This is a genomic window from Mesorhizobium sp. M7A.F.Ca.US.008.03.1.1 (genome assembly GCF_003997495.1).
In the GTDB taxonomy this organism is placed as follows: domain Bacteria; phylum Pseudomonadota; class Alphaproteobacteria; order Rhizobiales; family Rhizobiaceae; genus Mesorhizobium.
Genome location: NZ_RZRU01000002.1, coordinates 68,599 through 90,663, shown reverse-complemented (window position 1 = coordinate 90,663; position 22,065 = coordinate 68,599). Strand labels below are relative to the sequence as shown.

At 63.6% G+C, this 22,065-nt stretch carries 20 protein-coding genes; 8 read left to right on the top strand and 12 right to left on the bottom strand.

All coding sequences use genetic code 11. The features are described from left to right. The first annotated feature begins 116 nt into the window (after window positions 1-116). The 7 genes from EOA16_RS03225 (at window position 117) to EOA16_RS03195 (ending at window position 9,447) form a co-directional block, all read left to right on the top strand. Window positions 117-1,550, top strand: a complete 1,434-nt coding sequence (locus tag EOA16_RS03225; RefSeq protein WP_127255473.1) for a DHA2 family efflux MFS transporter permease subunit — start codon at window positions 117-119, stop codon at window positions 1,548-1,550. Window positions 1,551-1,820: 270 nt separating this feature from the next. Then, complete coding sequence (locus EOA16_RS03220) at window positions 1,821-2,807, top strand: ABC transporter permease (protein WP_127255471.1); 987 nt, start codon at window positions 1,821-1,823, stop codon at window positions 2,805-2,807. A gap of 88 nt (window positions 2,808-2,895) precedes the next feature. Next, complete coding sequence (locus tag EOA16_RS03215; RefSeq protein ID WP_127255469.1) at window positions 2,896-3,924, top strand: sugar ABC transporter substrate-binding protein; 1,029 nt, start codon at window positions 2,896-2,898, stop codon at window positions 3,922-3,924. An 82-nt stretch (window positions 3,925-4,006) separates the two neighbouring features. Further along, on the top strand, window positions 4,007-6,130 hold the full coding sequence (locus EOA16_RS03210) for an SMP-30/gluconolactonase/LRE family protein (protein WP_127255467.1): 2,124 nt from the start codon (window positions 4,007-4,009) through the stop codon (window positions 6,128-6,130). After that, the gene (locus EOA16_RS03205; RefSeq protein ID WP_127255465.1) at window positions 6,127-7,176 is read left to right on the top strand and encodes a hypothetical protein; all 1,050 of its coding nucleotides are present in this window, start codon (window positions 6,127-6,129) and stop codon (window positions 7,174-7,176) included. The genes EOA16_RS03210 and EOA16_RS03205 overlap by 4 nt, the downstream gene beginning before the upstream one ends. Next, on the top strand, window positions 7,176-8,672 hold the full coding sequence (locus EOA16_RS03200) for a sugar ABC transporter ATP-binding protein (protein ID WP_127255463.1): 1,497 nt from the start codon (window positions 7,176-7,178) through the stop codon (window positions 8,670-8,672). The genes EOA16_RS03205 and EOA16_RS03200 overlap by 1 nt, the downstream gene beginning before the upstream one ends. Window positions 8,673-9,039: 367 nt before the next feature. Beyond that, complete coding sequence (locus EOA16_RS03195) at window positions 9,040-9,447, top strand: carboxymuconolactone decarboxylase family protein (protein ID WP_127255462.1); 408 nt, start codon at window positions 9,040-9,042, stop codon at window positions 9,445-9,447. 4 nt (window positions 9,448-9,451) lie between these two features. On the opposite strand, the gene EOA16_RS03190 is transcribed toward EOA16_RS03195, so the two are convergent. The 12 genes from EOA16_RS03190 to EOA16_RS03130 form a co-directional block, all read right to left on the bottom strand. Continuing rightward, entirely contained in the window at window positions 9,452-10,339 is an 888-nt protein-coding gene (locus tag EOA16_RS03190) for an amidohydrolase (RefSeq protein WP_164754117.1), read from the bottom strand. Then, window positions 10,339-11,475: a VWA domain-containing protein gene (locus tag EOA16_RS03185; RefSeq protein WP_127255458.1), complete on the bottom strand. Its 1,137-nt coding sequence runs from the start codon at window positions 11,473-11,475 to the stop codon at window positions 10,339-10,341. The genes EOA16_RS03190 and EOA16_RS03185 overlap by 1 nt, the downstream gene beginning before the upstream one ends. A gap of 220 nt (window positions 11,476-11,695) precedes the next feature. Next, window positions 11,696-12,577: a MoxR family ATPase gene (locus EOA16_RS03175; RefSeq protein WP_127255457.1), complete on the bottom strand. Its 882-nt coding sequence runs from the start codon at window positions 12,575-12,577 to the stop codon at window positions 11,696-11,698. Between the two features lie 8 nt (window positions 12,578-12,585). Then, window positions 12,586-13,590 (bottom strand): molybdopterin cofactor-binding domain-containing protein, encoded by a 1,005-nt coding sequence (locus EOA16_RS33475; protein WP_023756899.1) that lies wholly within the window; start codon window positions 13,588-13,590, stop codon window positions 12,586-12,588. Window position 13,591: 1 nt separating this feature from the next. Continuing rightward, a complete protein-coding gene (locus EOA16_RS33470; protein ID WP_127255455.1) occupies window positions 13,592-14,959 on the bottom strand; it encodes a xanthine dehydrogenase family protein molybdopterin-binding subunit in 1,368 nt (455 codons plus the stop codon). 11 nt (window positions 14,960-14,970) lie between these two features. Beyond that, window positions 14,971-15,453 carry a (2Fe-2S)-binding protein gene (locus EOA16_RS03160; RefSeq protein ID WP_127255453.1) on the bottom strand — a complete coding sequence of 161 codons (483 nt, stop codon included), beginning with the start codon at window positions 15,451-15,453 and terminating at the stop codon, window positions 14,971-14,973. A 60-nt stretch (window positions 15,454-15,513) separates the two neighbouring features. After that, complete coding sequence (locus EOA16_RS03155) at window positions 15,514-16,308, bottom strand: FAD binding domain-containing protein (RefSeq protein ID WP_127255451.1); 795 nt, start codon at window positions 16,306-16,308, stop codon at window positions 15,514-15,516. Window positions 16,309-16,321: 13 nt separating this feature from the next. Then, window positions 16,322-16,765: an SRPBCC family protein gene (locus EOA16_RS03150; protein ID WP_127255449.1), complete on the bottom strand. Its 444-nt coding sequence runs from the start codon at window positions 16,763-16,765 to the stop codon at window positions 16,322-16,324. A gap of 112 nt (window positions 16,766-16,877) precedes the next feature. Next, window positions 16,878-17,705, bottom strand: a complete 828-nt coding sequence (locus EOA16_RS03145; RefSeq protein WP_127255447.1) for an AraC family transcriptional regulator — start codon at window positions 17,703-17,705, stop codon at window positions 16,878-16,880. A 178-nt stretch (window positions 17,706-17,883) separates the two neighbouring features. Beyond that, entirely contained in the window at window positions 17,884-18,651 is a 768-nt protein-coding gene (locus EOA16_RS03140) for an SDR family oxidoreductase (protein ID WP_127255445.1), read from the bottom strand. An 11-nt stretch (window positions 18,652-18,662) separates the two neighbouring features. Then, window positions 18,663-19,661: an ABC transporter permease gene (locus EOA16_RS03135; RefSeq protein ID WP_127255443.1), complete on the bottom strand. Its 999-nt coding sequence runs from the start codon at window positions 19,659-19,661 to the stop codon at window positions 18,663-18,665. 42 nt (window positions 19,662-19,703) lie between these two features. Then, window positions 19,704-20,444, bottom strand: coding sequence for an ATP-binding cassette domain-containing protein (locus EOA16_RS03130; RefSeq protein ID WP_013530854.1), 741 nt, complete (start codon window positions 20,442-20,444; stop codon window positions 19,704-19,706). 466 nt (window positions 20,445-20,910) lie between these two features. On the opposite strand from EOA16_RS03130, the gene EOA16_RS03125 reads away from it, so the two are divergent. Then, a complete protein-coding gene (locus tag EOA16_RS03125; RefSeq protein ID WP_127255441.1) occupies window positions 20,911-21,900 on the top strand; it encodes a sugar-binding protein in 990 nt (329 codons plus the stop codon). Window positions 21,901-22,065 lie beyond the last annotated feature (165 nt).

Sequence of the window (22,065 nt, the reverse complement as noted above, 5' to 3'; positions counted from 1 at the left end):
GCGGACACTTTCCTCGGCCACCCCGTTCATCCCATAGCAGGCCATGGCGGGACACGAAAGTTTGTTGCGCCGTCTCTGGACGCGGCCGGTGAGATGCTGTTCAAACCGGTTCCGTCATGACTGCCATTCCCGAGACCGCAACCTTATCCGAAACGGCCACCAATGCGCGGCGCGTGGCGCTGATCGTCGCCATCGCCTTCTTCATGCAGTTGCTGGATTCGACGATCATCTCGACCTCGCTGCCGCAGATGGGTGCCTCCTTCGGCGTGTCGGCGGTGGCAATGAGCATCGGCATCACCGTCTACATGCTGACCATGGCGGTGTTCGTGCCGCTGTCGGGCTGGCTCGCCGACCGGTTCGGGGCGCGCAACATCTTCCTGCTGGCGATCGTCCTGTTCACCCTTGCTTCGCTCGCCTGCGGCCTCTCGCAAACCCTGACCCAGTTCGTCGCCGCCCGTGCCGTGCAAGGGCTCGGCAGCGCGCTGATGACGCCGGTCGGGCGAATTCTCGTCCTGCGCAATGCGTCGAAATCCGAACTGCTCAACGCCACGGCGCTGATCACCTGGCCAGCATTGTTTGCACCGGTGGTAGGGCCGGTGCTCGGCGGCTTCATCACCACCTATCTGTCCTGGCACTGGAATTTCTTCATCAACATCCCGCTTGGCGTGATCGGGCTGGCGCTGGTCGCCCGCTTCATTCCGGGCGACCGCGAGGCCGATCCCAAGCCACTCGACTGGCCGGGTTTTTTCCTGACATCGGCCGGACTTGCCTTGCTGCTCTATGGTCTCGAACGCATCGCGCATCCCGAGGACGGCGTGCTGCCGACAGCGCTGCTGGTCGTTGCCGGCATCGTCATAGGCTGGCTGGCGGTGCGGCATCTCAGGCGCGCGCCGCATCCGCTGCTCGATCTCGCCTCGTTCAAGGTGCTGACCTTCGCCATCTCGACGCTTGCCGCCGGCACCATTTTCCGGGTGGCGATCAACGCCACGCCGTTCCTGTTGCCGCTGTTGTTCCAGGTCGGCTTTGGCCTCAGCCCCGTCGACGCAGGCATGATGATCCTTGCCTATTTCCTCGGCAATCTCGGCATGAAGACGGTGACGACGCCGACGCTGCGCCGTTTCGGCTTCCGCTCGGTGCTGGTCGTCAACGGCCTGATCGCCTCGGCGGCGATCATGGCCTGCGCTGCGATCTCGCCGCAGACGCCACAGGCGCTGGTGGTGGCGCTGATGCTGATCGCCGGCCTGTCGCGCTCGATGCAGTTTACTGCGCTCAACACGCTGGCCTTCGCCGACATCGATGCGGCGCAACGCAGCTCGGCGGCAACGCTGTCCTCGATGCTGCAGCAGGTGGCGATGCTGTTCGGCGTCGCGGTCGCGGCGGCGATCCTCAATTTGTCGCAGATCGTCAGGGATCGCCCCGCTCTCGACCTCGTCGATTTTCGAATCGCCTTCCTGGCGATCGGCGCCATCGGGCTGGTGGCGGCGTTGCGTTTTCTCGTGCTGCCGCCAAGTGCGGGCGCGGAAGTTTCCGGCCACTCACCGGGAAATTGAGATCGATTTTTCCGCCTGATGCGGAGATAAATTCCATCTTGTCCTTTCGCCTTGGTGCCGCGCTTTCGCGAGCGGCGGCAAGGGCGCAACGAATTGCCAAAAGCGCAGAGTTTTCCGAGCATTGCGCCAGCTTCGGCAATCGATGCGTCCACTCGGTGAATATTGCTGCCGGCTTGGCTTCCGAGCGCGGATTCATTTGACGAACCGGCGTTGGGCCGATTAGCGTTCTTTCCCAGGGATGGCAGCGCTGCCATCGGGGCAAACGCAGACATGAACACGATCGGCTGGCCGAATTTCAGGAGCCTGAATCAGGAAGGCATTGTCTTTGCCATCGCCGTGGTGCTGTTCGTTGCAGCGGCCATAGGCCTGCCGGGCTTCATCGACCCCAACAATCTCGTCGCCATCGTCCGCTCCGTGTCGGTGCTGGGCATCCTCGCGCTCGGCATGGCCGTCGTCATCATCGGCCGCGGCATCGACCTCTCCGCCGTCGCGATCATGGCGATGTCTGTCGCCTGGTATCTGCAACTTCTGAATTCGGGTACGCCGGACGGGCTGGCCTTCGCCTATGTGCTGGCCGGTGTGCTGGCCATCGGCCTGCTCAATGGCTTTCTCGTCGCCTATGCCGACGTGCCGGCGATCTTCGTGACGCTGGCAACAGGCTCCTTCGTCTTCGGCTATGTGCGTTCGCAGCTGATCACGCAGGATGCCGTGCCGGTGCCGCAGGGTCATTGGGTCGAGCTGCTCGGCGGCCTGCGCTTCCTCGACATTCCCATTGAGGTGTTCGTGTTCGCAGGGCTGGCCTTCCTGTTCTTCCTGTTCCTGCGCTACACCAAATGGGGCCGCTACATCTATTTCGCCGGCGACAATCCGGCTGCCGCCCGCAACATCGGCATTCCGGTGCGGCCGATGCTGGTGCTGCGCTATGTGCTTTCCGCCCTGGTGGCGCTGATCGCCGGCCTGCTGACGGCGGCCAGCCTGCATTCGATCAACACCCGCGTCGTCAACTCGACGCTGCTCTACGACATCGTGCTGGTCGCGGTGATCGGCGGCATCGGCCTGTCCGGCGGGCGCGGCGGGGTGCGCAACGTGCTGGTCGGGGCGGCGCTGATCGGCATCCTGCTCAACGCCATGACCATTATCGACATTCCGCTGCTCACCCAGAACCTGATCAAGGCAGCGATCCTGCTCGGCGCCATTATTGTCGACGGCATCATCAATCCACGTGACGAGCAGACCGCCCAGCAAGGCGACATTTAAAGCGGATGGGCTGGCCCATCTGCTCGGGGTACCCGGTCCGATCCATCCCGATCGGCCGGCAATGAAAATCGAAACGAGAGGATCTGACATGAAATTCATCAGGACATTGATGGCCGCTGCCACGGCACTCGCCGTCACCGCCTTCGTGGCGCCAACCTTCGCCGCTGACGATCCGGGGCCGGCTGCTTACGCGCAGGCGCTCAAGGGCAAGCGCGTCATGCTGGTGCCGCTGGCAATGGGCTTCGACCTGGCGCAGGGCTGGGCGCATTATCTGAAGACCGAGGTCGAGGCATGGGGCGGCGTGTTCGAGACGCGCGACCCGAACTGGGTGGTCGATGCCGGCGCACAGGCGATCACCGACGCAATATCCTCGGATACCAGGCCGGACGTGCTGATCATCCATGCGCCGGACCTCAATTCCTATTCCAAGCTGATGAAGAAGGCGCAGGCCGCCGGCACCTATGTCATCCTGGTCGACAATCCCGCCAACTTCCCGGCCGACGCCTTTATCGGCAGTGACTGGGACCGGCTTGGCCAGCTCGAGGCCGAAGCGGCGATCAAGGGCTGCGGCCCGAACTCGTCGAAGAAGATCGGCCTTGTGCAAGGTGACCAGGCGAACTCATCCAGCCTTTATCAGTATGCCGGCATCATGAAGGTGCTGGACAAGAATCCCGACTTCAAGGTGGTGGCCAAGCCCGATTCCAACTGGGATGCGACGGCCTCGCGCAACGTGACGACGACGATGCTGCAGCAGAACCCGGATATCTGCTCGATCATCGATTTCTGGGATGGTGACGCCACCGGCGCGTCCGCCGCGATCCGCGATGCCAAGCTCGACGGCAAGGTGTTCCTGGTCACCACCGGCGGCGGCGAGAAGGCGGCCGACTGCGACAAGCTGCAGGACGGCACCTATGGCGCCGTGGTGATGACCGATCTTGCCCGCCAGTCGGGCGACATGAACGCCATCATCAAGTTCCTGCTGCAGAGCGGCCAGCCGGCCGGCACCTCGCACACCTACATCTACACGCTGGAGAAGGCGACGACCAAGGCCGACCTCAAGCCCGACAGCTGCTGGGACCTTAAGGCGCTGCAGGCGCAAGCGGCGGCCGCAAAGTAAGCCGCACCTTTTCGACTGAAGTACAAGCGAGGTGGCCGGAAGGATCCGGCCACCTCGCTCCCTCATGGAATAGCAGCAGCCGATGTCCTTTCGCGAACGTCTCCAGTCCTGGCGCTACAATCTCGTGCCCGACCATGTCGTCGGCGAGATCCTGACCAAACGCTGGACCGACAACGCCATTCCGTTCCTGGCGCTGGTGGCGACGCTGGCAACCTTCGGCTCGATCATTCCCGGCTTCTTCAAGCTGACCGCACTGCAGGAATCGACCCGCCAGCTCGGCGAGTTCTCCATGGTCGTCACCGGCATGACGGTGGTGATGCTGGGCGGCGGCATCGACCTGTCGGTCGGCTCGATCTTCGCGCTGTCCTGCTTCTCCGCCGTCTATGTCTTCTTCATCCTCGAACAGTCGGTCTGGCTGGCGCTGGCCGCTTCGCTCGCCACCGGCCTCATCTTCGGTGCCATCAACGGCTACCTCGTCGGCTATCTCAGGCTGCGCGCCTTTCTGACCACGCTGGTCACCTTCATCTTCGGGCGGGCACTGTTCGACATCCTGGTCACCACCTATGCCGCCGATGTGCAGCTTTCGACCGCCACATCGGATGTGCTGGACTTCATCGGCGACAGCACCTTCTGGGGGCTCTCCGTCTCGGTGTGGCTGGCGATCATCCTGGCCATCATAACCCATATCGCGCTGACGCGTTCGCGGCCGGGCTGGCACGTGCTGGCGGTCGGCGGCTCAAGGCGCTCGGCGCACAATGCCGGCATCCGCGTGCGCCGCACCGTGTTCATGACCTATGTCTTCTCCGGTTTCTGCGCCTCGATCGGCGGCTTCCTCATCGCTTGCCGTTTGAGCGGGGCAGGGCCGGGCACCGGCCTCAACCTCGAGATCATGGCGCTGACGGCGGCGGTGGTCGGCGGCGTCAGCCTCGGCGGCGGCCGCGGCTCGGTGATCAAGGGGCTGATGGGCGCCATCATCGTCTTGACCATGACCAATGGGCTGATCCGGCTGGGCTACGGCACCGGCACCAACCAGATGGTGCTCGGCATCATGCTGGCGGTGGCGGTGACCATCGACATCCGCTGGCTGAAGAACCGCCACAAGGTGCTGAACGAGGTCTATGTCGCGCCGGTCTATCTCAAGATGGGCGAGACACAATCGGCCGCGCCCGGCTCGGGCACGCCCTACGAGCTCGACAACAGGCTGTCGGCGGCCAACCATATCGGGCTTGGCGAGCTGGAGGGACCGGAAGACGTCATTCTCGACCGCGCCGACAATCTCTATTGCGGCACGCGCCACGGCGAGATCGTCCGCTTCTTCGCGCCGGACTATGTCAGGTCGGAAGTGTTCGCTCACATTGGCGGCTTTCCGCTCGGCCTTGCCTTCGACAAATCGGGCAATCTGATCAGCTGCGTCGGCGCCATGGGGCTCTATTCCGTCTCGCCGGATCGGGAGGTCAAACGCCTGTCGGCGGAGACCTCGCGCTCGTGGACTTCGATCGTCGACGATGCGCGGCTGCGCGATCCCAACGACTGCGACATCGCACCGGACGGCCGCATCTATTTCACCGACTCGACCAAGCGCTACGATGCGCATGACTGGGCACTGGACTCGATCGAGAACCGCGCCACCGGCCGGCTGCTGGTCTACGACCCGAAGGACGGGTCGACCAAGACATTGCTCGACGGCTACCGTTACACCAATGGTGTGTGCATGGCGCATGACGGCAAGTCGCTGTTCTTCGCCGAAAGCTGGGCCTGCCGCGTGCATCGCTACTGGCTGGAAGGGCCGAAAGCCGGCACCGCCGAATGCGTCATCCGCGACATGCCGGGCTATCCGGACAACATCAACCGCGCCTCCGACGGCAATTACTGGATGGCGTGGCTCGGCATGCGCACGCCGAGCTTTGATCTTTCGCTGCGCCATCCCGACATGCGCAAGCGCATGACGCGGCGGTTGCCGCAGGATGAATGGCTGTTCCCCAACATCAACACCGGCGGCGTGGTGAAATTCAACGAGAAGGGCGGCATCGTCGAGGCGATGGGCGATCTCACCGGTGGCGCACACCCGATGGTCACCTCGATGCGCGAGCACAAGGGATATCTGTTCGTCGGCGGCATCCTCAACAACCGCATCGGCCGCTACAAGATTTCAGGCGCCGACCCGAACTGGACCAGCCCCGCTTCCTATTGGGGAGCAAAGCCATGATCCTCGATCCTGTGCTCGACCTGTTTCGCGGCAAGGCGGTGACCATCCCGCCGCTCGACGGCGCTTTTCGCCCCAATACGCGGCTGGATGATGCGCCTGCGTTTGCCGAGCTGACCGAGCCCGACAATCTGTTGGTTTCCGGTGACAGGCTGCTAGCCTCCAGCGGCAACGTCATCCACTCGGTTGCTGCCGGCGCGACCCCAACCGTGGTCGAGACCTTTCCGTCGCCCGTCACCGCGCTGGCGATGTCGCCATCCGGCGAACTGGCGGTCGGGTTGGAGAGCGGCAAGCTGCTGGTTGCCGGCAAGGAGGTTTCGCTGCCGGCCGAGATCCTCTGCATCACCGCACTTGCCTATGCCGAAGACGGCACGCTGTGGCTGGCCAATGGCTCGGCCGAGCACGCGCCTTCGCAATGGGCCGCCGATCTGATGAAGAAGGGCGCTTCCGGTTCGCTCTGGAAGCGAGACGCCGCAGGCGGTGATTTCCGCAAGGTGGCCAGCGACATTGCCTTTCCCTATGGGCTGCATCCACTCGGCAGGGATGTGCTGGTCAGCGAAAGCTGGCGTCATCAGTTGGTGCGCTTCGATGGCGCGACGGGCAGCCGCTCGACGGTTCTGGCGCATCTGCCAGGCTATCCATCGCGGCTGTCGCCGTCCGCCGATGGCGGCGCCTGGCTGACCTTGTTCGCGCCGCGCAACCGGCTGATCGAATTCGTGCTGCAGGAAACGCATTACCGGCAGGACATGCTGAGCCAAGTGCCGCCCGCCTACTGGATCGCGCCGGCACTGGCCTCCAGCCGCAGTTTTCTGGAGCCGCTGCAATGCGGCGGCATCCGCACAATGGGTATCCACAAGCCATGGTCGCCGAGCCGCTCCTACGGGCTGGTGGTCAGGCTCGACCAGAAGCTGCAGCCGCAATTCAGCCTGCACAGCCGCGCCAACGGCACGCGCCACGGCATCTGCAGCGTTGCCGAAAGGGACGGCCGGCTGTTCGTCGCCTCGAGGGGCGGCGACTGCATCCTTTCCGTCGCCACGGGAGGTTTCTGATGGAACCGATCGTCCGCCTGGAGAATGTCACCAAGAACTATCGCGGCGTGCCCGCGGTCAAGAACGTCACGTTCGAGCTACGCAAAGGCGAAATCCACGCGCTGCTCGGCGAGAACGGCGCGGGCAAATCGACGCTGACCAAGATCATCGCCGGTGTGGTCGACGCCACCTCGGGCAAGATGTTCCACAAGGGGCAAGAGATCGCCTACGGCTCGCCGCACGCAGCGCTTGAAGCCGGCATCGCCATGGTGTTCCAGGAGACCAGCCTGGTGCCGTCGATGACGGTGGCGCAGAACCTTTATCTCGGCACCGAAAAGTTTCTCAACCGACTGCGCGGCACCTACATTTCGGCCCAACAATTCCTGCAATCGCTGAACTTTCCCGTCGACCCGAACGCGATGGTGGCGACGCTGGGCGCGGCCAAGCGGCAAATGGTGGAGATCGCGCGCGCCGTCCACCACAATGCCGAGATCATCATCTTCGACGAGCCGACGGCGACGCTGACACCGGAGGAGAAGCGGCACTTCTTCGCGCTGATCCGCCGGCTGAAGGCGAGCGGCGTCTCGATCGTCTTCATCAGCCACGCGCTGGAAGAGGCGCTCGATATTGCCGACCGCATCACTATCCTGCGCGACGGCGAGCTGGTCATCACCGACGACACATCTGCTTTCGACCGAGACAGGATCGTTTCCGCCATGGTCGGGCGCACATTGTCGGGACAGATCTACCGCCAGCGCGACGAGGCAAAGCTGCGCAAGGCGGGCAAGAAAGTGCTGTCGGTGCAGGACATTTCGATGAGCAATGTCGTGCGCAACACGTCCTTCTCGATCTTCGAAGGGCAGATCACCGGTGTGTTCGGGCTGATCGGCTCCGGCCGCACCGAGACCTTCAAGATCGTCTCCGGCATCTACAAGCGCGACTTTTTGCGCGGCGGCGCCATCGAGCTCGACGACAGGCCGGTGCGCTATCTCGTGCCGAGCGAAGCGGTGGCCGACGGCATCGTCTATGTCACCGAGGACCGCAAGAGCGAGGGTATCTTCGAGACGATGGGCATTGCCGAAAACCTGTTCGGCGGACTGCTGGCGGCGGGCCGCGAAAAGGCCTGGGTGATCAATGCGCAGGAAATGCGCGCGCTGTCAGCCGAATGGACGAAGACGCTGAACATCAAGGCGATCAACGACAATGCGCGCGTGGTCGAACTGTCCGGCGGCAACCAGCAGAAGGTGGTGATCGGCAAGGGGCTGGTGCAGCAGCCGCGCATCGTCATCTTCGACGAGCCGACACGTGGCGTCGATGTCGGCGCGATTGCCGAGATCCACCAGATCATCAACCGGCTGGCCGATGAGGGCCTCGCGGTGGTCGTCATCTCGTCCTACCTCCCGGAGATCATGAACCTGTCCGACCGGATTCTTGTCTGTAGGCAAGGGCGTATTGTCGAGGAGTTTTCGCCTGCGGAGGCGACGGAGGAGAAGATCATGTATGCGGCCGTGCACTAGGTTTCTGGGCGGTGCGCACTCAGACAATTGGCCGGGACGTCAGTCCATTCGTCATCCTAGGGCGAAGCAAGGAGCGCAGCGACGTGGCGCAGACCCTAGGATCCATGCCGCGACTGCAAAGCGTCGCTGCAGTGCAGAGTTCTGCTCCGCTGCACTCTTCGACTGATGTCACGGAATGGATCCTCGGGTCTCCGCGACGGAGCTTCGCTCCTTGCTTCGCCCGTGGATGACGAAGGTGAGGGGTCTCGGCCAACCTCCATGGTTGTCAGTCAACCGCATCAAAAAATGAATCATACAAAGCGGTTAGCTCCAGTTGCTCAGGACTTGATTCAGCCAACTCACGACGATCCAACGAAGGGAGAATGCCATGGCCACCACAAGACTTCTGACTGACGCCGAGGTGGAGAAAATCCCGGCCGTGAAAGCCGTGTTCGACGACATCCGCGCGACGCGGAAATCCGATTTCGTCAACAATTTCTGGCGCGGGCTGGCCAATGATCCGGCGGCGCTGAAGCGGACCTGGGAGCAGTTGAAGGTGGTGATGGTCGCCGACAGCGCCATCGATCCGCTGACCAAGGAGATGATCTACATCGCGGTGTCGACCGCCAATGGCTGCTCCTACTGCGTCCATTCGCATACGGCGGCAGCCCGCGCCAAGGGCATGACCGATGCCCAGCATGGCGAGCTGGTGTCGATCATCGGATTGGCTGGGCAGACCAACCATATGGTGACGGCGCTGCAGATCCCGGTCGATCCGCAGTTCGAGGTGAAGTGAAGCGTCACACCGGCCGGTAAATCTTCTGCGCCGTGTTCCAGAAGATATCCGCCTCCGCTGCCGAACCATGCCTGGCCACCGCATCGCGGTACGCCTTGATCAGTTCGGCGTGGTTGGTCCACAGTTTCTCGATCGGGAAGTTCGAGCCGAACATCAGATGGTCGGCGCCCAATATGTCGATCGCGTTGTCGACGATGTAGGCGATCAGCGCTGGGTCGTTGCGATGGATGAAGGTGCCGAGGCCGGAGAGCTTGGCGTAGAAATTGGGCGCCGCGGACAGCGTGCGTAGGCCTTCCTTCCAGGCTTCCGTGGTTTCCGGCTCCATTCCGGTCAGCATGCCGGCATGGGTGAGGATGAAATTGGTCTGCGGGTTTTCGCCGACCAGCGTCAGGCCGTCCTTCATCTGGGCGGGGAAGAGCTGCAAGTCGAAGGACAAGCCATAATCCTTGAGCCGCGCCACGTTGGCGCGCACCTTCGGGTCGATCACCTGGTCGGCCGAAGCTGCGAAACGGAAGGCCGGCGTCTCGTGCCAGTGCAGCTGCATGCGCACGCCGCGCAGCAGCGGATATTTTTTCAAGCGATCGATCTGAGGCCTGATGTCGTCGACGGTCATGTCGGTGTAGCCGACGATGGCATGCGGCCAGCCAGTCTCGTCAGCGGTCTTCTGCAGGAAGGCGACTTCCTTCTCGAAATCCTCCTTGGCCCAGTTGGTCTGGACATAGACGGCTTTCTCGACACCGGCGCCTTGCTGGTCAGCCAGAAATTCCTCGATCGGGTAATCGCGCCGGATCGGCTCGTAGGGGCCGAAGATGCGCGGCACCATCGGTCCGACCAGCCAGGGCTGGTCCTTCTGGCGCCAGATGTGGAAATGCGCGTCTATGACTTTCTGCATCATGAAACCCTCTTCCAGATTGCCGCCGCCGCCGGGGCAGGGCGGGCGAGCGACAGGATGAAATCGGTGAGGCCGGCGAGCGATGAGCCGTCGACCAGATCGTCGAGCGCGGGCAGGATGGCGCGCAGTGCCGCCGTTGCCGGCCGGAAGCGCGGGTCGCCGGCTAGCGGTGTGGCCAGCGACAGCCGGAAAGCGCGGGCGCTCAGCCGCCGCATCGCTGTCTCCAGCTCGCCATGATCGCCGCGCTCCAGCGCGTCGGACAGGATGACAACCGCGGCACCGCGCGCGAAGGCGGAAAAGCGCGGCACCGAGAGGAAAGCGAGCAGCGTCGGTCCCATGCGGGTGCCGCCGTCCCAATCGTCGACCTGGGCAGCGGCGCGCGCCAGCGCCTGGCTGCGGTCGCGGATGCGCAATGCCGTGGTGATGCGGGTCAGCCGCGTGCCGAAGGTGAAGATTTCGGCACGGTCGGCGCCTTGCACGGCGGCATGCGCCAGCTTGAGATAGTCCGCCGTGTGCAGTTTCATCGAGCCGGAGACATCGATCAGCAGCAGCAGCTTTCGCGGGACGGTCTGGCGGCGGCGCAGCAGCGGCGAGGGCACGTCGCCATCGGCGCTGACGATTTCCCTGAGCGACCGGCGCAAATCGAGCTTGCCGCGGGAGTGGGTGCGTATCGTGCGGAAGGAGCGCCGGGCTGGTAAAGCGGTCGAGAGTTTGCGACGAAAGGCGGTCAGCCTGTCATCATCGCGCTGGAAGTCGCGGGTACTCAGTTGCTCCAGCGCCGAGGACAGCTCGCCGCCCTCTTGCTGCTGCTCGGCCTCGATCCGTTCGTCGTCGGCGCCGCCATCATCCTTGATGCGAGTTTCCTCGTCGGCGTCGCTTTCGACCACGGCGGATGTGTTGCCATAGAAATGGCTCTGGAAATGCGCCTCGAATTCGTCGCGGCGGTCGGGCGGCGGCGCCAGCGTCGCGAGCGCCGCCTCGCGGATGTCGGCCATCGAGCGCGGGCCGAGCAACGTCACCGCCTGCATGAAGCCGGAGACCTGCTCGGGGGCTACGGCAAAGCCGTAGCGGCGCAGCAGCCGGCCGAAGCCGAGCAGAGGTGCGGCGGCGCGGGGCATGCTTGTTTCCCGCATCATTGCGTGGCGCCCCCCTCTGTCCTGCCGGACATCTCCCCCTCAAGGGGGGAGATTGGCAGCTTCGGCGCTTCGCTCCGTTCGGAGACCTTAGAGATTGGCGAAAGCCGAGATGACAGCTGATCTCCCCCCTTGAGGGGGAGATGTCCGGCAGGACAGAGAGGGGTGCAGTCCCGCCAGCGTTGCAGAATGAACGGGGAGGAGGGATTGTTGAGATCGCGGCTCACGCCAGCGCCTCCTCGACAATCCGGCCAAGCTCCGGCGCGATGTAGGAGAGGTCCTCCTCGTCCTTGATCAGCACGCCGATGGCGCGGCGGAAGGCTTCGGGCCACAGGCTGCCGCCCTTCTCCAGGATGGTGGCGGCGTTAGCCCATTCGACCGCCTCGGCGATCCCCGGCGGCTTGGCCAGCGGGCGGGCGCGGATGGTCTGCACGGCCGCCGCCACGGCGCGCGCCGTTGCTTCAGCCACGTTGCCGGCGCGCAGCAGGATGATGGCGGCCTCGCGCTCGGCGTCGGGATAGCCGATCCAGTGGTAGACGCAGCGGCGGCGCAGCGCTTCGGCGAGTTCGCGGGTGCGGTTCGAGGTCAGGATGACGATCGGCTGTGCCGTGGCGCGGATGGTGCCGCGCTCGGGAATGCTGATTTGGAAGTCGGAGAGGAATTCCAGAAGCAGCGCTTCGAATTCATGGTCCGAGCGGTCGATCTCGTCGACCAGCAGCACGCGCTGTTCCGGCGCCTTCAGCACCTGCAGGAGCGGCCGGGCGATCAGGAAACGGTCGTCGTAAATGTCGATCTCATGCTCGCCGGCGTGGCGGATGGCGAGCAGCTGGCGCTGGTAATTCCATTCGTAGAGCGCATGCGCGGCGTCGATGCCTTCATAGCATTGCAGCCGCACCAGATCGCGGCCAAGCAGTTGCGCGATCGCCTTGGCCGCCTCGGTCTTGCCGACGCCCGGTGCGCCTTCGAGCAGCAGCGGCTTGCCCAGCCTGATCGCCAGGAAGATGGCGGTCGAAAGGCTTTCATCCGCCAGATAGCGCGAGGTGGCAAGGTGCTGCGCCACCGCCTCCGGCGACGTTGCGACAGTCTCGGCGCCTGTCCCTGTCATTCCAGCCCTCAATTCGCCGCCTGCGCCTTCAGCGCGCGCAGGATGCGCTCCGGCGTGATCGGCAGGGTGTCGATGCGCACGCCGACAGCGTCGAAGACGGCATTGGCGACCGCGGGGATTTGCGGGTTGGCGCACATTTCGCCCGGCCCCTTGGCGCCGTATGGTCCGTCTGCCGATGGCCGCTCCAGCACAATGATCTCGGTCTCGGCGAGGTCGCCGGGGCCCGGCATCAGATACTGGTTGAAGTCGGTGCCGCCATGGTCGCGGTTGGGATAGTAGGGCTCGGTCGTCTCATAGAGCGCGTGGCTGATGCCCATCCAAGAGCCGCCGACCAGCTGCTGCTCGACCATTTTCGGGTTTAGTGCGCGGCCGATCTCGAAGACGTTCTTGACCGTCAACACGGTGACCTCGCCGGTCTCGTCGTCGACTTCGACTTCGGCCACGGTGCAGGCATGCGCGTAACAGGTCGACGGCTTCATCGCGCCGGTCTCCTTCTCCGGATAGGAGCGCGGGATCAGGAACATGCCGCGGCCCGAGATCGAGCGGCCGCGCTTGAAATGCGCCGACAGCGCGACATCGAAGATCGAGATCGACTTTTGCGGTGCGCCTTTGACCAGGATGTTGCCCTGGCCGTCGGTCTCGAGATCGGAGGCGTTGACCTCCAGCTCCTCGGCCGCCACTTCCAGCATCACCTGGCGGGCTTCCCTGGCCGCCTGGATGACGGCGTTACCGGCGCGGTGCGTGCCGCGCGAGGCAAACGTGCCCATGCAGTGCGGGCCGGTGTCGGTGTCGGCGGTGTCGACGACGACACGGTCGGTTGGTACGCCGATGGTCTCGGCGCAGATCTGCGCCATGATCTGCTTCATGCCCTGGCCGAGATCGACCGATGACAGCGTCACCATGAAATTGCCTGTCGGCGTCGAATGCACCAGCGCCTGGGTCGGGTCGCCGCCGAGGTTCATGCCTGTGGGATAATTGATCGCGGCAACGCCGCGTCCACGCCTGATCGCCATCTCAAGCTCCCTTCACGTAGGACGACATCGCCATGTACTTTTCCGCCACCGGCCAGTTGGCGGCGCGCGAAGCTTCCTGCATGCATTCGATCAGCGCCGCACCCTCGGTCGGCTGGCGGTGCGCTTTCATATCGCCGTCGCGATAGGCGTTGATGAAGCGGAATTCGAGCGGATCCATTCCGATCAGCCGCGCCAGCTTGTCCATCTGCACCTCCAGCGCGAAATCGCCGATGGTGACGCCGAAACCGCGCATGGCGGAGGAGGGCGTGCGGTTGGTGTAGACGCAATAGGTGTCAATCCAGACGTTCGGGATGGTGTAAGGGCCGGGATAGTGCCCGGCACCCTTTTGCGCGCCATAGGGCGAGTGGCGCGAATAGGCGCCGGCGTCGGTATAGCCGGTGACCTTGCGCGCGACGATGCGGCCGTCCTTCATGACGCCGTCCTTGATGACGACCTTTTCGGCCGCTCGCGGCGACGAGATCTGCATCTCCTCCTCGCGGCTGTAGATAAAACAGACTGGTCGTCCTGTTAATTTTGCGCCGAGGATGGCGATCGGCTCGACGATGACGTCGACCTTGCCGCCAAAGCCGCCGCCGACGGTGCCGCCGACGAAATGCAATTTGCTGCCCGGCATCTGCAGGATGATCGAGGTGTTGTCGAGCGTGAAGAACATCGCCTGCGTGTTGGTGTAGCAGGTGAAGCGGTCATTGCCCTCAGGTGCCACCACGCAGCCGGTGGTCTCGGTCGGCGCGTGCTCGATCGGCGAGGACTGGTAGCTCTCCTCCAAGATGTGGTCGGCGCCGGCGAAGCCCGCCTCGACGTCGCCGAAGCGCACCTTGCGGCACTCGCCGCTGTCGTAGAGATAGTAATTCTGGCCGTGATATTCGTTGACCAGCGGCGCGCCAGGCTTCAGCGCCTCTTCCATGTCGAAGACGGCCGGCAGCACCTCATAGTCGACCTTGACCTTGGCGGCCGCTTCTTGCGCCGCGCGCTCGGTTTCGGCCAGCACCGCCACCACGGCCTCCCCCTTCCAGCGCACCTTGCCGTCGGCAAGCACCGTCTCGTCCTCCGGCCCGACCTGGATCAGGATCAGGATGGTGTAGACATTGTGCGGCACGTCCTTGGCGGTCAGAATCTTCACCACACCTGGATGTTTTTCCGCCTCGGAGGTGTCGATCGAGCGGATGCGGGCATGGTGATGCGGGCTGCGCACCATCTTCAGGTGCAGCATGCCGGGAAAGTTGCGGTCGGCGAAAAAGGCGGTCTTGCCGGTGACATGGCCGGGTGAATCCGAGCGCGGCCGCGGTTGGCCGATCTCGTGCAGATCATCCTTGCGGACATCGGCGAAGTAGCTCTTGCGCAGTTCCATGTTTTGTAACCTCAAGCCGCGTTCTGAGAGTTGGACCGCGCGGCGGTCAGCACCGCCTGGATGATCGGCTCGTAGCCGGTGCAGCGGCAGATGTTGCCCGACAGCGCCTCGATCACCTCGTCGCGGCTGGGGTTGGGCGTATGGTCGAGCAACACCTTGGCCGCCATGATCATGCCCGGCGTGCAGAAGCCGCATTGCGTGGCGAAGGTGTCGAGGAAGGCGCGCTGCAGCGGATGCAGGACGCCAGCCTCGGAAAGCCCTGACGTGGTGCTGATGACGGCGCCATTGCAGGTCTCGACCAGCGTCAGGCAGGAGAGCCTGAGTTCGCCGTCGATGATGACCGAACAGGCGCCGCAGGTGCCTTGATGGCAGCCGCCTTTCGGCGAGGTGTCGCCGATCTTGTCGCGCAAGGCGTGCAGCAACGTCGTGCCGCTGTCGATGAATTCGGCCTTTTCCGAGCCGTTGAGCGTGAATTGAACCGGAACCTTTGCCATGTTTTCCTCCCAGCGCGCCTGCCCGAACCAGCGGACAGACGCGCGCCCCCGAACGAAATATTATGCGAGCAGCAATCGGCCGAGATGAACCGGCAGGACTTCGGCGCGATACCAGGTGCTGGCGATCGGGTCGGTGATGGGCGAGGTCCCATCACCGGCCGCGGCCAAGGCCGGCGCGATGCCGTCAGCCGTCAGCGTTCGACCGATCAGCGCCTTTTCCGCCGCGCTGGCGCGCATTGGCCGATCCGCCATGCAGCCGAGCGCGATCCGCGCCGAGGTCACGGTGCCATCCGACGACAGTTCCAGAGCACCGGCTATGCTGAGCACAGAGACGCCCTTAGGCTTGACCCTCGACACTTTCAGGAAGCGGAAACTGTCGGCCTTCGGAAGCGTGAAGCTCACGGAAGTGACGACGGCGCGGCTGCCGTCCCGATTGGCCAGGAAAGTCTCGATCGATGTTTCGCCGCCATCGGTGCTGACCGTCGCATCGAGCGCCAACAGGGCAACGGCGAAATCGCCATAGGGGGCCGGGGCAAAAAGATTGCCGCCGACGGTCGCCATGTTGCGGATGGCCGGACCACCGACGGCGCGGGCGGCCTTGGCGAGCGTGCCAAGCTCCGGATGGCCGGCGATCGCCGCCATGGTCACCGAAGCGCCGATGCGGACTTTATCGCCGGCAACGGCGATGGTGGACAGGGACGGCTCGGTCAACCTGATAAGGCCGGAAACCGAGACGTCGCCTTCATTGGCCGCGCGGACGACCAGCGTGCCGCCACCGAGGTAGCGTGTGCCCTGGGTTTTCAGTGCCGCGTTCGCGTCTTTCACCGTTGCAAAAGTCTGCAGTGCCAGCGCCATGGTTTGGCTCCTGTCAGCTCTGGCCGGCGAAATGGCTTTTCAGGGCATTGAAGCCGCCCTGAAAGACATTGGTGCCCATGCCGTCGGCCAGCTTGTCGGCTTCCTCGGGAGCGGCGTCGAAGCTGGCGGTCCATTCGGCATAGGTGCGGTCGCCATCGGTCACGCGCCGCAGCTGCAGGGTCGCCTTGTGGTTGGTCAGCGGCTGCGGCGTCTCCAGGATGGAGTAGCTGACCAGGAAATTCTGGTCGGAAAAGTCGAGCAGCTTTTCGCGCAGGCGGGGGCCGCTGGCGAGCTGGAAATTGCGCACGCAGCCGATCGTGGTGGCATCCTTGCCGTCTTCAATGTGGCTTTCCACCATGCGCGGATGCCAGCCCGGCAGCCCGTTGAAGTCTCGTATGCGCGCCCAGACCTTTTCGACCGGCGCGTCGATGACGCTGGAAATGGTGACTTTGGCCATTCAAATGTTCCCTTGCAAAAGCGATCCGGTGCAAGGGTAGGGCGGCCATTTCAGCGGCGCTTATCAATGCGTCTTGAGCGCCTATCAAGGAGTCTGAAAAAGGGCGGTTGGTTCAGGCGATCGCCCGCGCGGCTTCGCGGTAGAGCGTCGGCGGCACGCCGACATGATCGCGGAAGAAGCGCGAGAAATTGCCCTGCGTGGTGAAGCCGAGATTGCAGGCGACCGAGATCAGCGGTTCCTGGGACCATTGCAGCTGCCGCACCGCTTCTTCCATGCGCAGCGTGTTCCAGTAGACATTGGGCGTCAGATTGGTCTGTTCCTTGAACAAAGCGAAGAAATGCGGTCGCGACAGCCCGACGCTGCGCGCCACGTCGTCGAAGCAGATGCGCTCGCAGACATTGGCCTTCATCAGCTGGATTGCCTTGCGGACACGAAAATCCTGCATGGTGTTGATGCGGAGACGGGTCTCCTGCGGTGCCGAGGCGTCGGCTGCGTCGAGCACGCTATCGATGAAACGCTCGATCTCGTAGTTGGCGATATCGTCGACGCTCTCATTGTCGCTGAGGTGGTCGAGCAGATTGGCGGCGGCCTGATGCAGCCACGGTTCCAATGTGATCGCGGCTCTTGAAAACAGCGGCGCCGACGAAGGCAGGTCGCGGCGGCGCCGCGCCCAGTCGGGATCGATGTAGAAGGCGAGAAACAGACCGGGCGTCCCGTTTTGCGACAGAACATGGCTGTGCGGCTGGAAGGAGTTGATGCCGGCGGCCGTTCCAGGTCCAAGCCGCACGGTCTCGCGGCCGATGGTCATTTCGCCGGCCGTGCCTTCCAGCCAGATGATCAGATGGGCCTCGACATGGGCATGGGTGACGAAGTCGCTTGCGACATTCAGGATAGAAACATGTCCGAACCGGCCCCAGTAGAGCCTGATCGCTTCCGTCATGGGTATATCCTCCCGCAGACGACTGGCCTCCCTTCGTCTGCAACAGGGATTGTGCGGCCGAGTTCAGGGCCGCGTCAAGACGCGCGGGAGCGGCGAGGGCGAATGACGGCCAGTGAGGCCGGATTTTCAGACTGAGCGATAGGCACTGGAACGAATAGCGGTTGGGAGGATTGCCGCCTCAAACCGAAGCCGTCATGCCGCCATCGACATACAGCGTATGGCCGTTGACGAAAGACGAGGCGTCGGAGGCAAGGAACACGGCGGCGCCGATCAGCTCGTCGACATTGCCCCAGCGCCCGGCCGGCGTGCGCTTTTCCAGCCAGCCGGAAAATTCCGGATTGTCGACCAGCGCCTGGTTCATCTCGGTGCGGAAATAGCCGGGCGCGATCGCATTGATCTGCAGGCCGTGCTTTGCCCAGTCGGCGCACATGCCCCTTGTCAGGTTCCTGATCGCGCCCTTGGTTGCGGTGTAGGGCGCGATGTTCGGCCTTGCCAGTTCGCTCTGCACCGAACCGATGTTGATGATCTTGCCCTTGCCGCGCGGGATCATGTGGCGGGCGACCGCCTTGCCGGCCTGGAAGGCGCCCGACACATTGGTCTTGAACAGCCGCTCCCATTGCTCCTCGGGAAAGTCCTCGAGTGGGGCGCGGAATTGTATGCCGGCATTGTTGATGAGGATGTCGATGGCGCCGATCTCGGCCTCGATGCGGGCAATGTCCTCGTTGATCGCCTGAAAATCGGTGACGTCGAATACCGAGGCATGCGCCTTGAAGCCGGCATTGCGCAGCTTTTCGACGGCACCGCCGATCCTGGCGGTGTCGCGACCGTTCAGCACCACGCTTGCACCATGTTCGGCCAGGCCCCGAGCCAGCGCGAAGCCGATGCCTTGGCCGGAGCCAGTCACCAGCGCCACCCGCCCCTCGAGGCTGAACAGGGAGTTGGCCATCAACCGTCGGCTTAGTCGCTGCGGCGGAAATTGCGGATGCGGTCGAACAGCACCGCCAGCAGGATGGCGCCGCCGATGAAGACGCCTTGCCAGAAAGCATTGATGCCGAGCAGGCCGAGACTGTTGCGGATCACCTCGATCAGGGCCGCGCCGACGATGGCGCCGAAGGCAGTGCCGACGCCGCCGGCCAGATTGGCGCCGCCAATGACGGTGGCGGCGATCACCTGCAACTCCATGCCGGTGCCGAGATTGGTGGTGACGGCGCCCAGCCAGCCGGTCTGGATGATGCCGGCAATGCCTGCCGACAGCGCCGAAATCATGTAGACGGCAACCTTGATCTGGCGCACCGGAACGCCGGTCAGCGTCGCCGCGTGCTCGTTGCCGCCAATGGCGAAGATGTGGCGGCCGAACTTGGTCCAGCGCAGGATGAAGCCGGTGATCAGCGCCAGAAGGATCATATAGAGCACCGGGTTGGCGATGCCGAACACCCAGGCGCCGCCGCCCAGTGCCAGAAGCTTGGCGTGGTCCGGCCCGAACTGGAAGACGACGGTGTTGTTGGAGGCGACCATGGCGAGGCTTCGGGCGATCGACAGCATGCCGAGTGTCACCACGAACGGTGGAAAGCCGAGATAGGCGATCAATATGCCGTTGAAGGCGCCGATGGCGAGCGCGGTGGCAATGGAAGCCAGGATGCCGGCCTCGATCGAATAGCCGGCATGCATGGTGACGGCCAGAACCATCGAGGACAGACACAGCACCGAGCCGACAGACAGGTCGATGCCGCCGGTGATGATGACGAAGGTCATGCCGAGCGCGATGATGGCGACGAAGGTGATGTTGCGGGTGATGTTGTAGAGGTTCTTCGACGTGGCGAAGGCGTCGGTGGCAAACGACAGGAACACGCAGGCAAGGATGACGGAGATCACCACCCAGAAAGTCTGGCTGGCAAACAGTCTTGCCGGCAGGGATTGCCGCTTGTGCTCGATCGGCTGGTCAATTGTCAGTGCCATCGTCGACCTTCATTTGCTGTGCGTGGTGGAATTCGCTTGAAATCAAACCTGTTCGATGGCGCCGGTGATCAGCCCGGTGACTTCCTCGGGCGAACTCGACGCAATCGTCTTGTCGGCGACCTTGCGGCCGCGCCGCATGACGATGACGCGGTCGGCGACGGTGAAGACGTCGGGCATGCGGTGGCTGATCAGCACGACGGCGATGCCTTGATCGCGCAAATGGCGGATCAGGTTCAGCACTTCGGCGACCTGGCGCACCGAGATCGCCGCCGTCGGTTCGTCCATCAGCACGATCTTGGCCTGCGACAGCATGGTGCGGGCAATGGCCACCGCCTGGCGCTGGCCACCCGACATCTGCTTGACGAGGTCGCGCGGACGGGTTTCGGACTTCAATTCGGCGAAGAGCTGGCCGGCACGCTTGTACATCGAGGCATAGTCGAGGATGCGGAACGGCCCGACGCCGCGCCGCAGCTCGCGGCCGAGATAGACATTGGCGGCGGCGGTCAGATTGTTGCAGAGCGCAAGGTCCTGGTGGACGATCTCGATGCCGTGCTGGCGGGCTTCCGCCGGCTTGTGCAGGATCAATTCCTTGCCGTCCATGTGCATGGTGCCATGGCTCGGGCGGAAATTGCCGGCGATCATCTTGACCAGCGTCGACTTGCCGGCGCCGTTGTCGCCCATGAGGCCGACCACCTGTCCGGGCTCGATCGACAGAGAAACGTCGTTGACAGCCTGGATGGCGCCGAAATGCCTTGAGATGTTGGTGAGTTCGAGAACCGCCACCAGCCTTTGCCTCCCCGTGATTTGCGACCTGCCGCTGTTCCCGGCCTGGATGCCGACGCTGCTTTGGCCTCGCTCTCCCCGGCTCCTCCCGAAGACGGCGTTAGCGTTCTTTTACGCAAAAGCCGGCGCACGTCAATCAATTGTCGGACGAATTGGGCCAGGACTATTTTAAAAATCCGTTTTGTAGGACAAATAGCATTGACGTTGGCGCCAAGCCGATATTAGCTAAGCGTCGGAGGAGATTATGCCGATCCCCGCTGGCGGTTCGCCGGCAGGAATCGGCGGAGGTTTGACGGTCCAGGATCCGGCGGCACCTGTGTGTGAGCTGATCTGAAGCCGAATCTGGAAATGCTTATCGATCTGTCCTGGCGACACGAGCGCTCGCGAAACGACCCTCGGTCATCATGCATCCGGTCGATCTGTATGGCGGGCACGCCGTGTCCGTTTGTTTCAAGGGAGGACTGACATGAGGAAGACACTTTTGCTCGCCGCCGTCGCCGCCATGGCGTTGGGCGCCGGGCCGGCTTTGGCCAAGAAACAGCTCGTCATTGTCGTGAAAGGTCTCGACAATCCGTTCTTCGAAGCCATCCACCAGGGCTGCGAGAAATGGAACAAGGAAAACGCCAGCTCGGAATATGAATGCTTCTACACCGGTCCGGCGTCGACTTCCGACGAAGCCGGCGAGGCGCAGATCGTTCAGGATATGCTGAGCAAGGCCGACACCGTGGCGATGGCGATTTCGCCGTCAAACGCGCCGCTGATCGCGCAGACGATCAAGACCGCCAATCCGACGATCCCGATCATGACGCTCGATGCCGACCTCAGCAAGGAAGATGCTGCACTTCGCAAGACCTATCTCGGCACCGACAACTATTTGATGGGTCACAAGATCGGCGAGTACATTAAGAAGGGCAAGCCGAATGGCGGCACGATCTGCACGATCGAGGGCAACCCGGCAGCCGACAACATCCTGCGCCGTGCCCAGGGCATGCGTGACGCACTGTCGGGCAAGGAAGGCCTTGCCGCACTTGCCGGCGAAGGTGGCTGGACCGAAGTTGCGGGCTGCCCGGTGTTCACCAATGACGACGGCGCCAAGGGCGTGCAGGCGATGACCGACATCCTCGCCGCCAACCCCAAGCTTGACGCCTTCGGCATCATGGGCGGCTGGCCGCTGTTCGGCGCGCCGCAGCCCTATCGCGATCTGTTCGGACCGCTCAAAGACCGGATCGCCAGCAACGACTTCGTCATCGGCGCCGCCGACACGATCGGCGACGAAGTGGCGATCGCTCGTGACGGCCTCGTGACCGCGCTGGTCGGTCAGCGGCCGTTCGAAATGGGCTACAAGGCACCGTCGGTGATGATCGACCTGGTCGAAGGCAAGACCGTCGCCGATCCGGTGTTCACCGGCCTCGACGAATGCACCAAGGACACGGTCGACACCTGCATCCAGAAGTAGGTTCTCGATTTCGGGGCGCCCGGTGACTGGGCGCCCCGTCAATTCCTGAACGGACGCAATGGGTTGGGGCAACAGGCTCCTGCTTTGGCGCGGCCATAATCTGGATTTTTCGGCAACGAAATCGGCGCCGGTGCGGTTCGGACCAGTCCGGACGACAGACGGTCG

Coding starts and splice junctions, on each gene's coding strand:
- EOA16_RS03135 (WP_127255443.1), bottom strand. CDS start 19,661: ATGGCACTGACAATTGACCAGCCGATCGAGCACAAGCGGCAATCCCTG.
- EOA16_RS03175 (WP_127255457.1), bottom strand. CDS start 12,577: ATGACAGGGACAGGCGCCGAGACTGTCGCAACGTCGCCGGAGGCGGTG.
- EOA16_RS03205 (WP_127255465.1), top strand. CDS start 6,127: ATGATCCTCGATCCTGTGCTCGACCTGTTTCGCGGCAAGGCGGTGACC.
- EOA16_RS03150 (WP_127255449.1), bottom strand. CDS start 16,765: ATGGCCAAAGTCACCATTTCCAGCGTCATCGACGCGCCGGTCGAAAAG.
- EOA16_RS03155 (WP_127255451.1), bottom strand. CDS start 16,308: ATGGCGCTGGCACTGCAGACTTTTGCAACGGTGAAAGACGCGAACGCG.
- EOA16_RS03190 (WP_164754117.1), bottom strand. CDS start 10,339: ATGCAGAAAGTCATAGACGCGCATTTCCACATCTGGCGCCAGAAGGAC.
- EOA16_RS03195 (WP_127255462.1), top strand. CDS start 9,040: ATGGCCACCACAAGACTTCTGACTGACGCCGAGGTGGAGAAAATCCCG.
- EOA16_RS33470 (WP_127255455.1), bottom strand. CDS start 14,959: ATGGAACTGCGCAAGAGCTACTTCGCCGATGTCCGCAAGGATGATCTG.
- EOA16_RS03125 (WP_127255441.1), top strand. CDS start 20,911: ATGAGGAAGACACTTTTGCTCGCCGCCGTCGCCGCCATGGCGTTGGGC.
- EOA16_RS03215 (WP_127255469.1), top strand. CDS start 2,896: ATGAAATTCATCAGGACATTGATGGCCGCTGCCACGGCACTCGCCGTC.
- EOA16_RS03140 (WP_127255445.1), bottom strand. CDS start 18,651: ATGGCCAACTCCCTGTTCAGCCTCGAGGGGCGGGTGGCGCTGGTGACT.
- EOA16_RS03145 (WP_127255447.1), bottom strand. CDS start 17,705: ATGACGGAAGCGATCAGGCTCTACTGGGGCCGGTTCGGACATGTTTCT.
- EOA16_RS03225 (WP_127255473.1), top strand. CDS start 117: ATGACTGCCATTCCCGAGACCGCAACCTTATCCGAAACGGCCACCAAT.
- EOA16_RS33475 (WP_023756899.1), bottom strand. CDS start 13,590: ATGGCGATCAGGCGTGGACGCGGCGTTGCCGCGATCAATTATCCCACA.
- EOA16_RS03160 (WP_127255453.1), bottom strand. CDS start 15,453: ATGGCAAAGGTTCCGGTTCAATTCACGCTCAACGGCTCGGAAAAGGCC.
- EOA16_RS03220 (WP_127255471.1), top strand. CDS start 1,821: ATGAACACGATCGGCTGGCCGAATTTCAGGAGCCTGAATCAGGAAGGC.
- EOA16_RS03210 (WP_127255467.1), top strand. CDS start 4,007: ATGTCCTTTCGCGAACGTCTCCAGTCCTGGCGCTACAATCTCGTGCCC.
- EOA16_RS03200 (WP_127255463.1), top strand. CDS start 7,176: ATGGAACCGATCGTCCGCCTGGAGAATGTCACCAAGAACTATCGCGGC.
- EOA16_RS03185 (WP_127255458.1), bottom strand. CDS start 11,475: ATGATGCGGGAAACAAGCATGCCCCGCGCCGCCGCACCTCTGCTCGGC.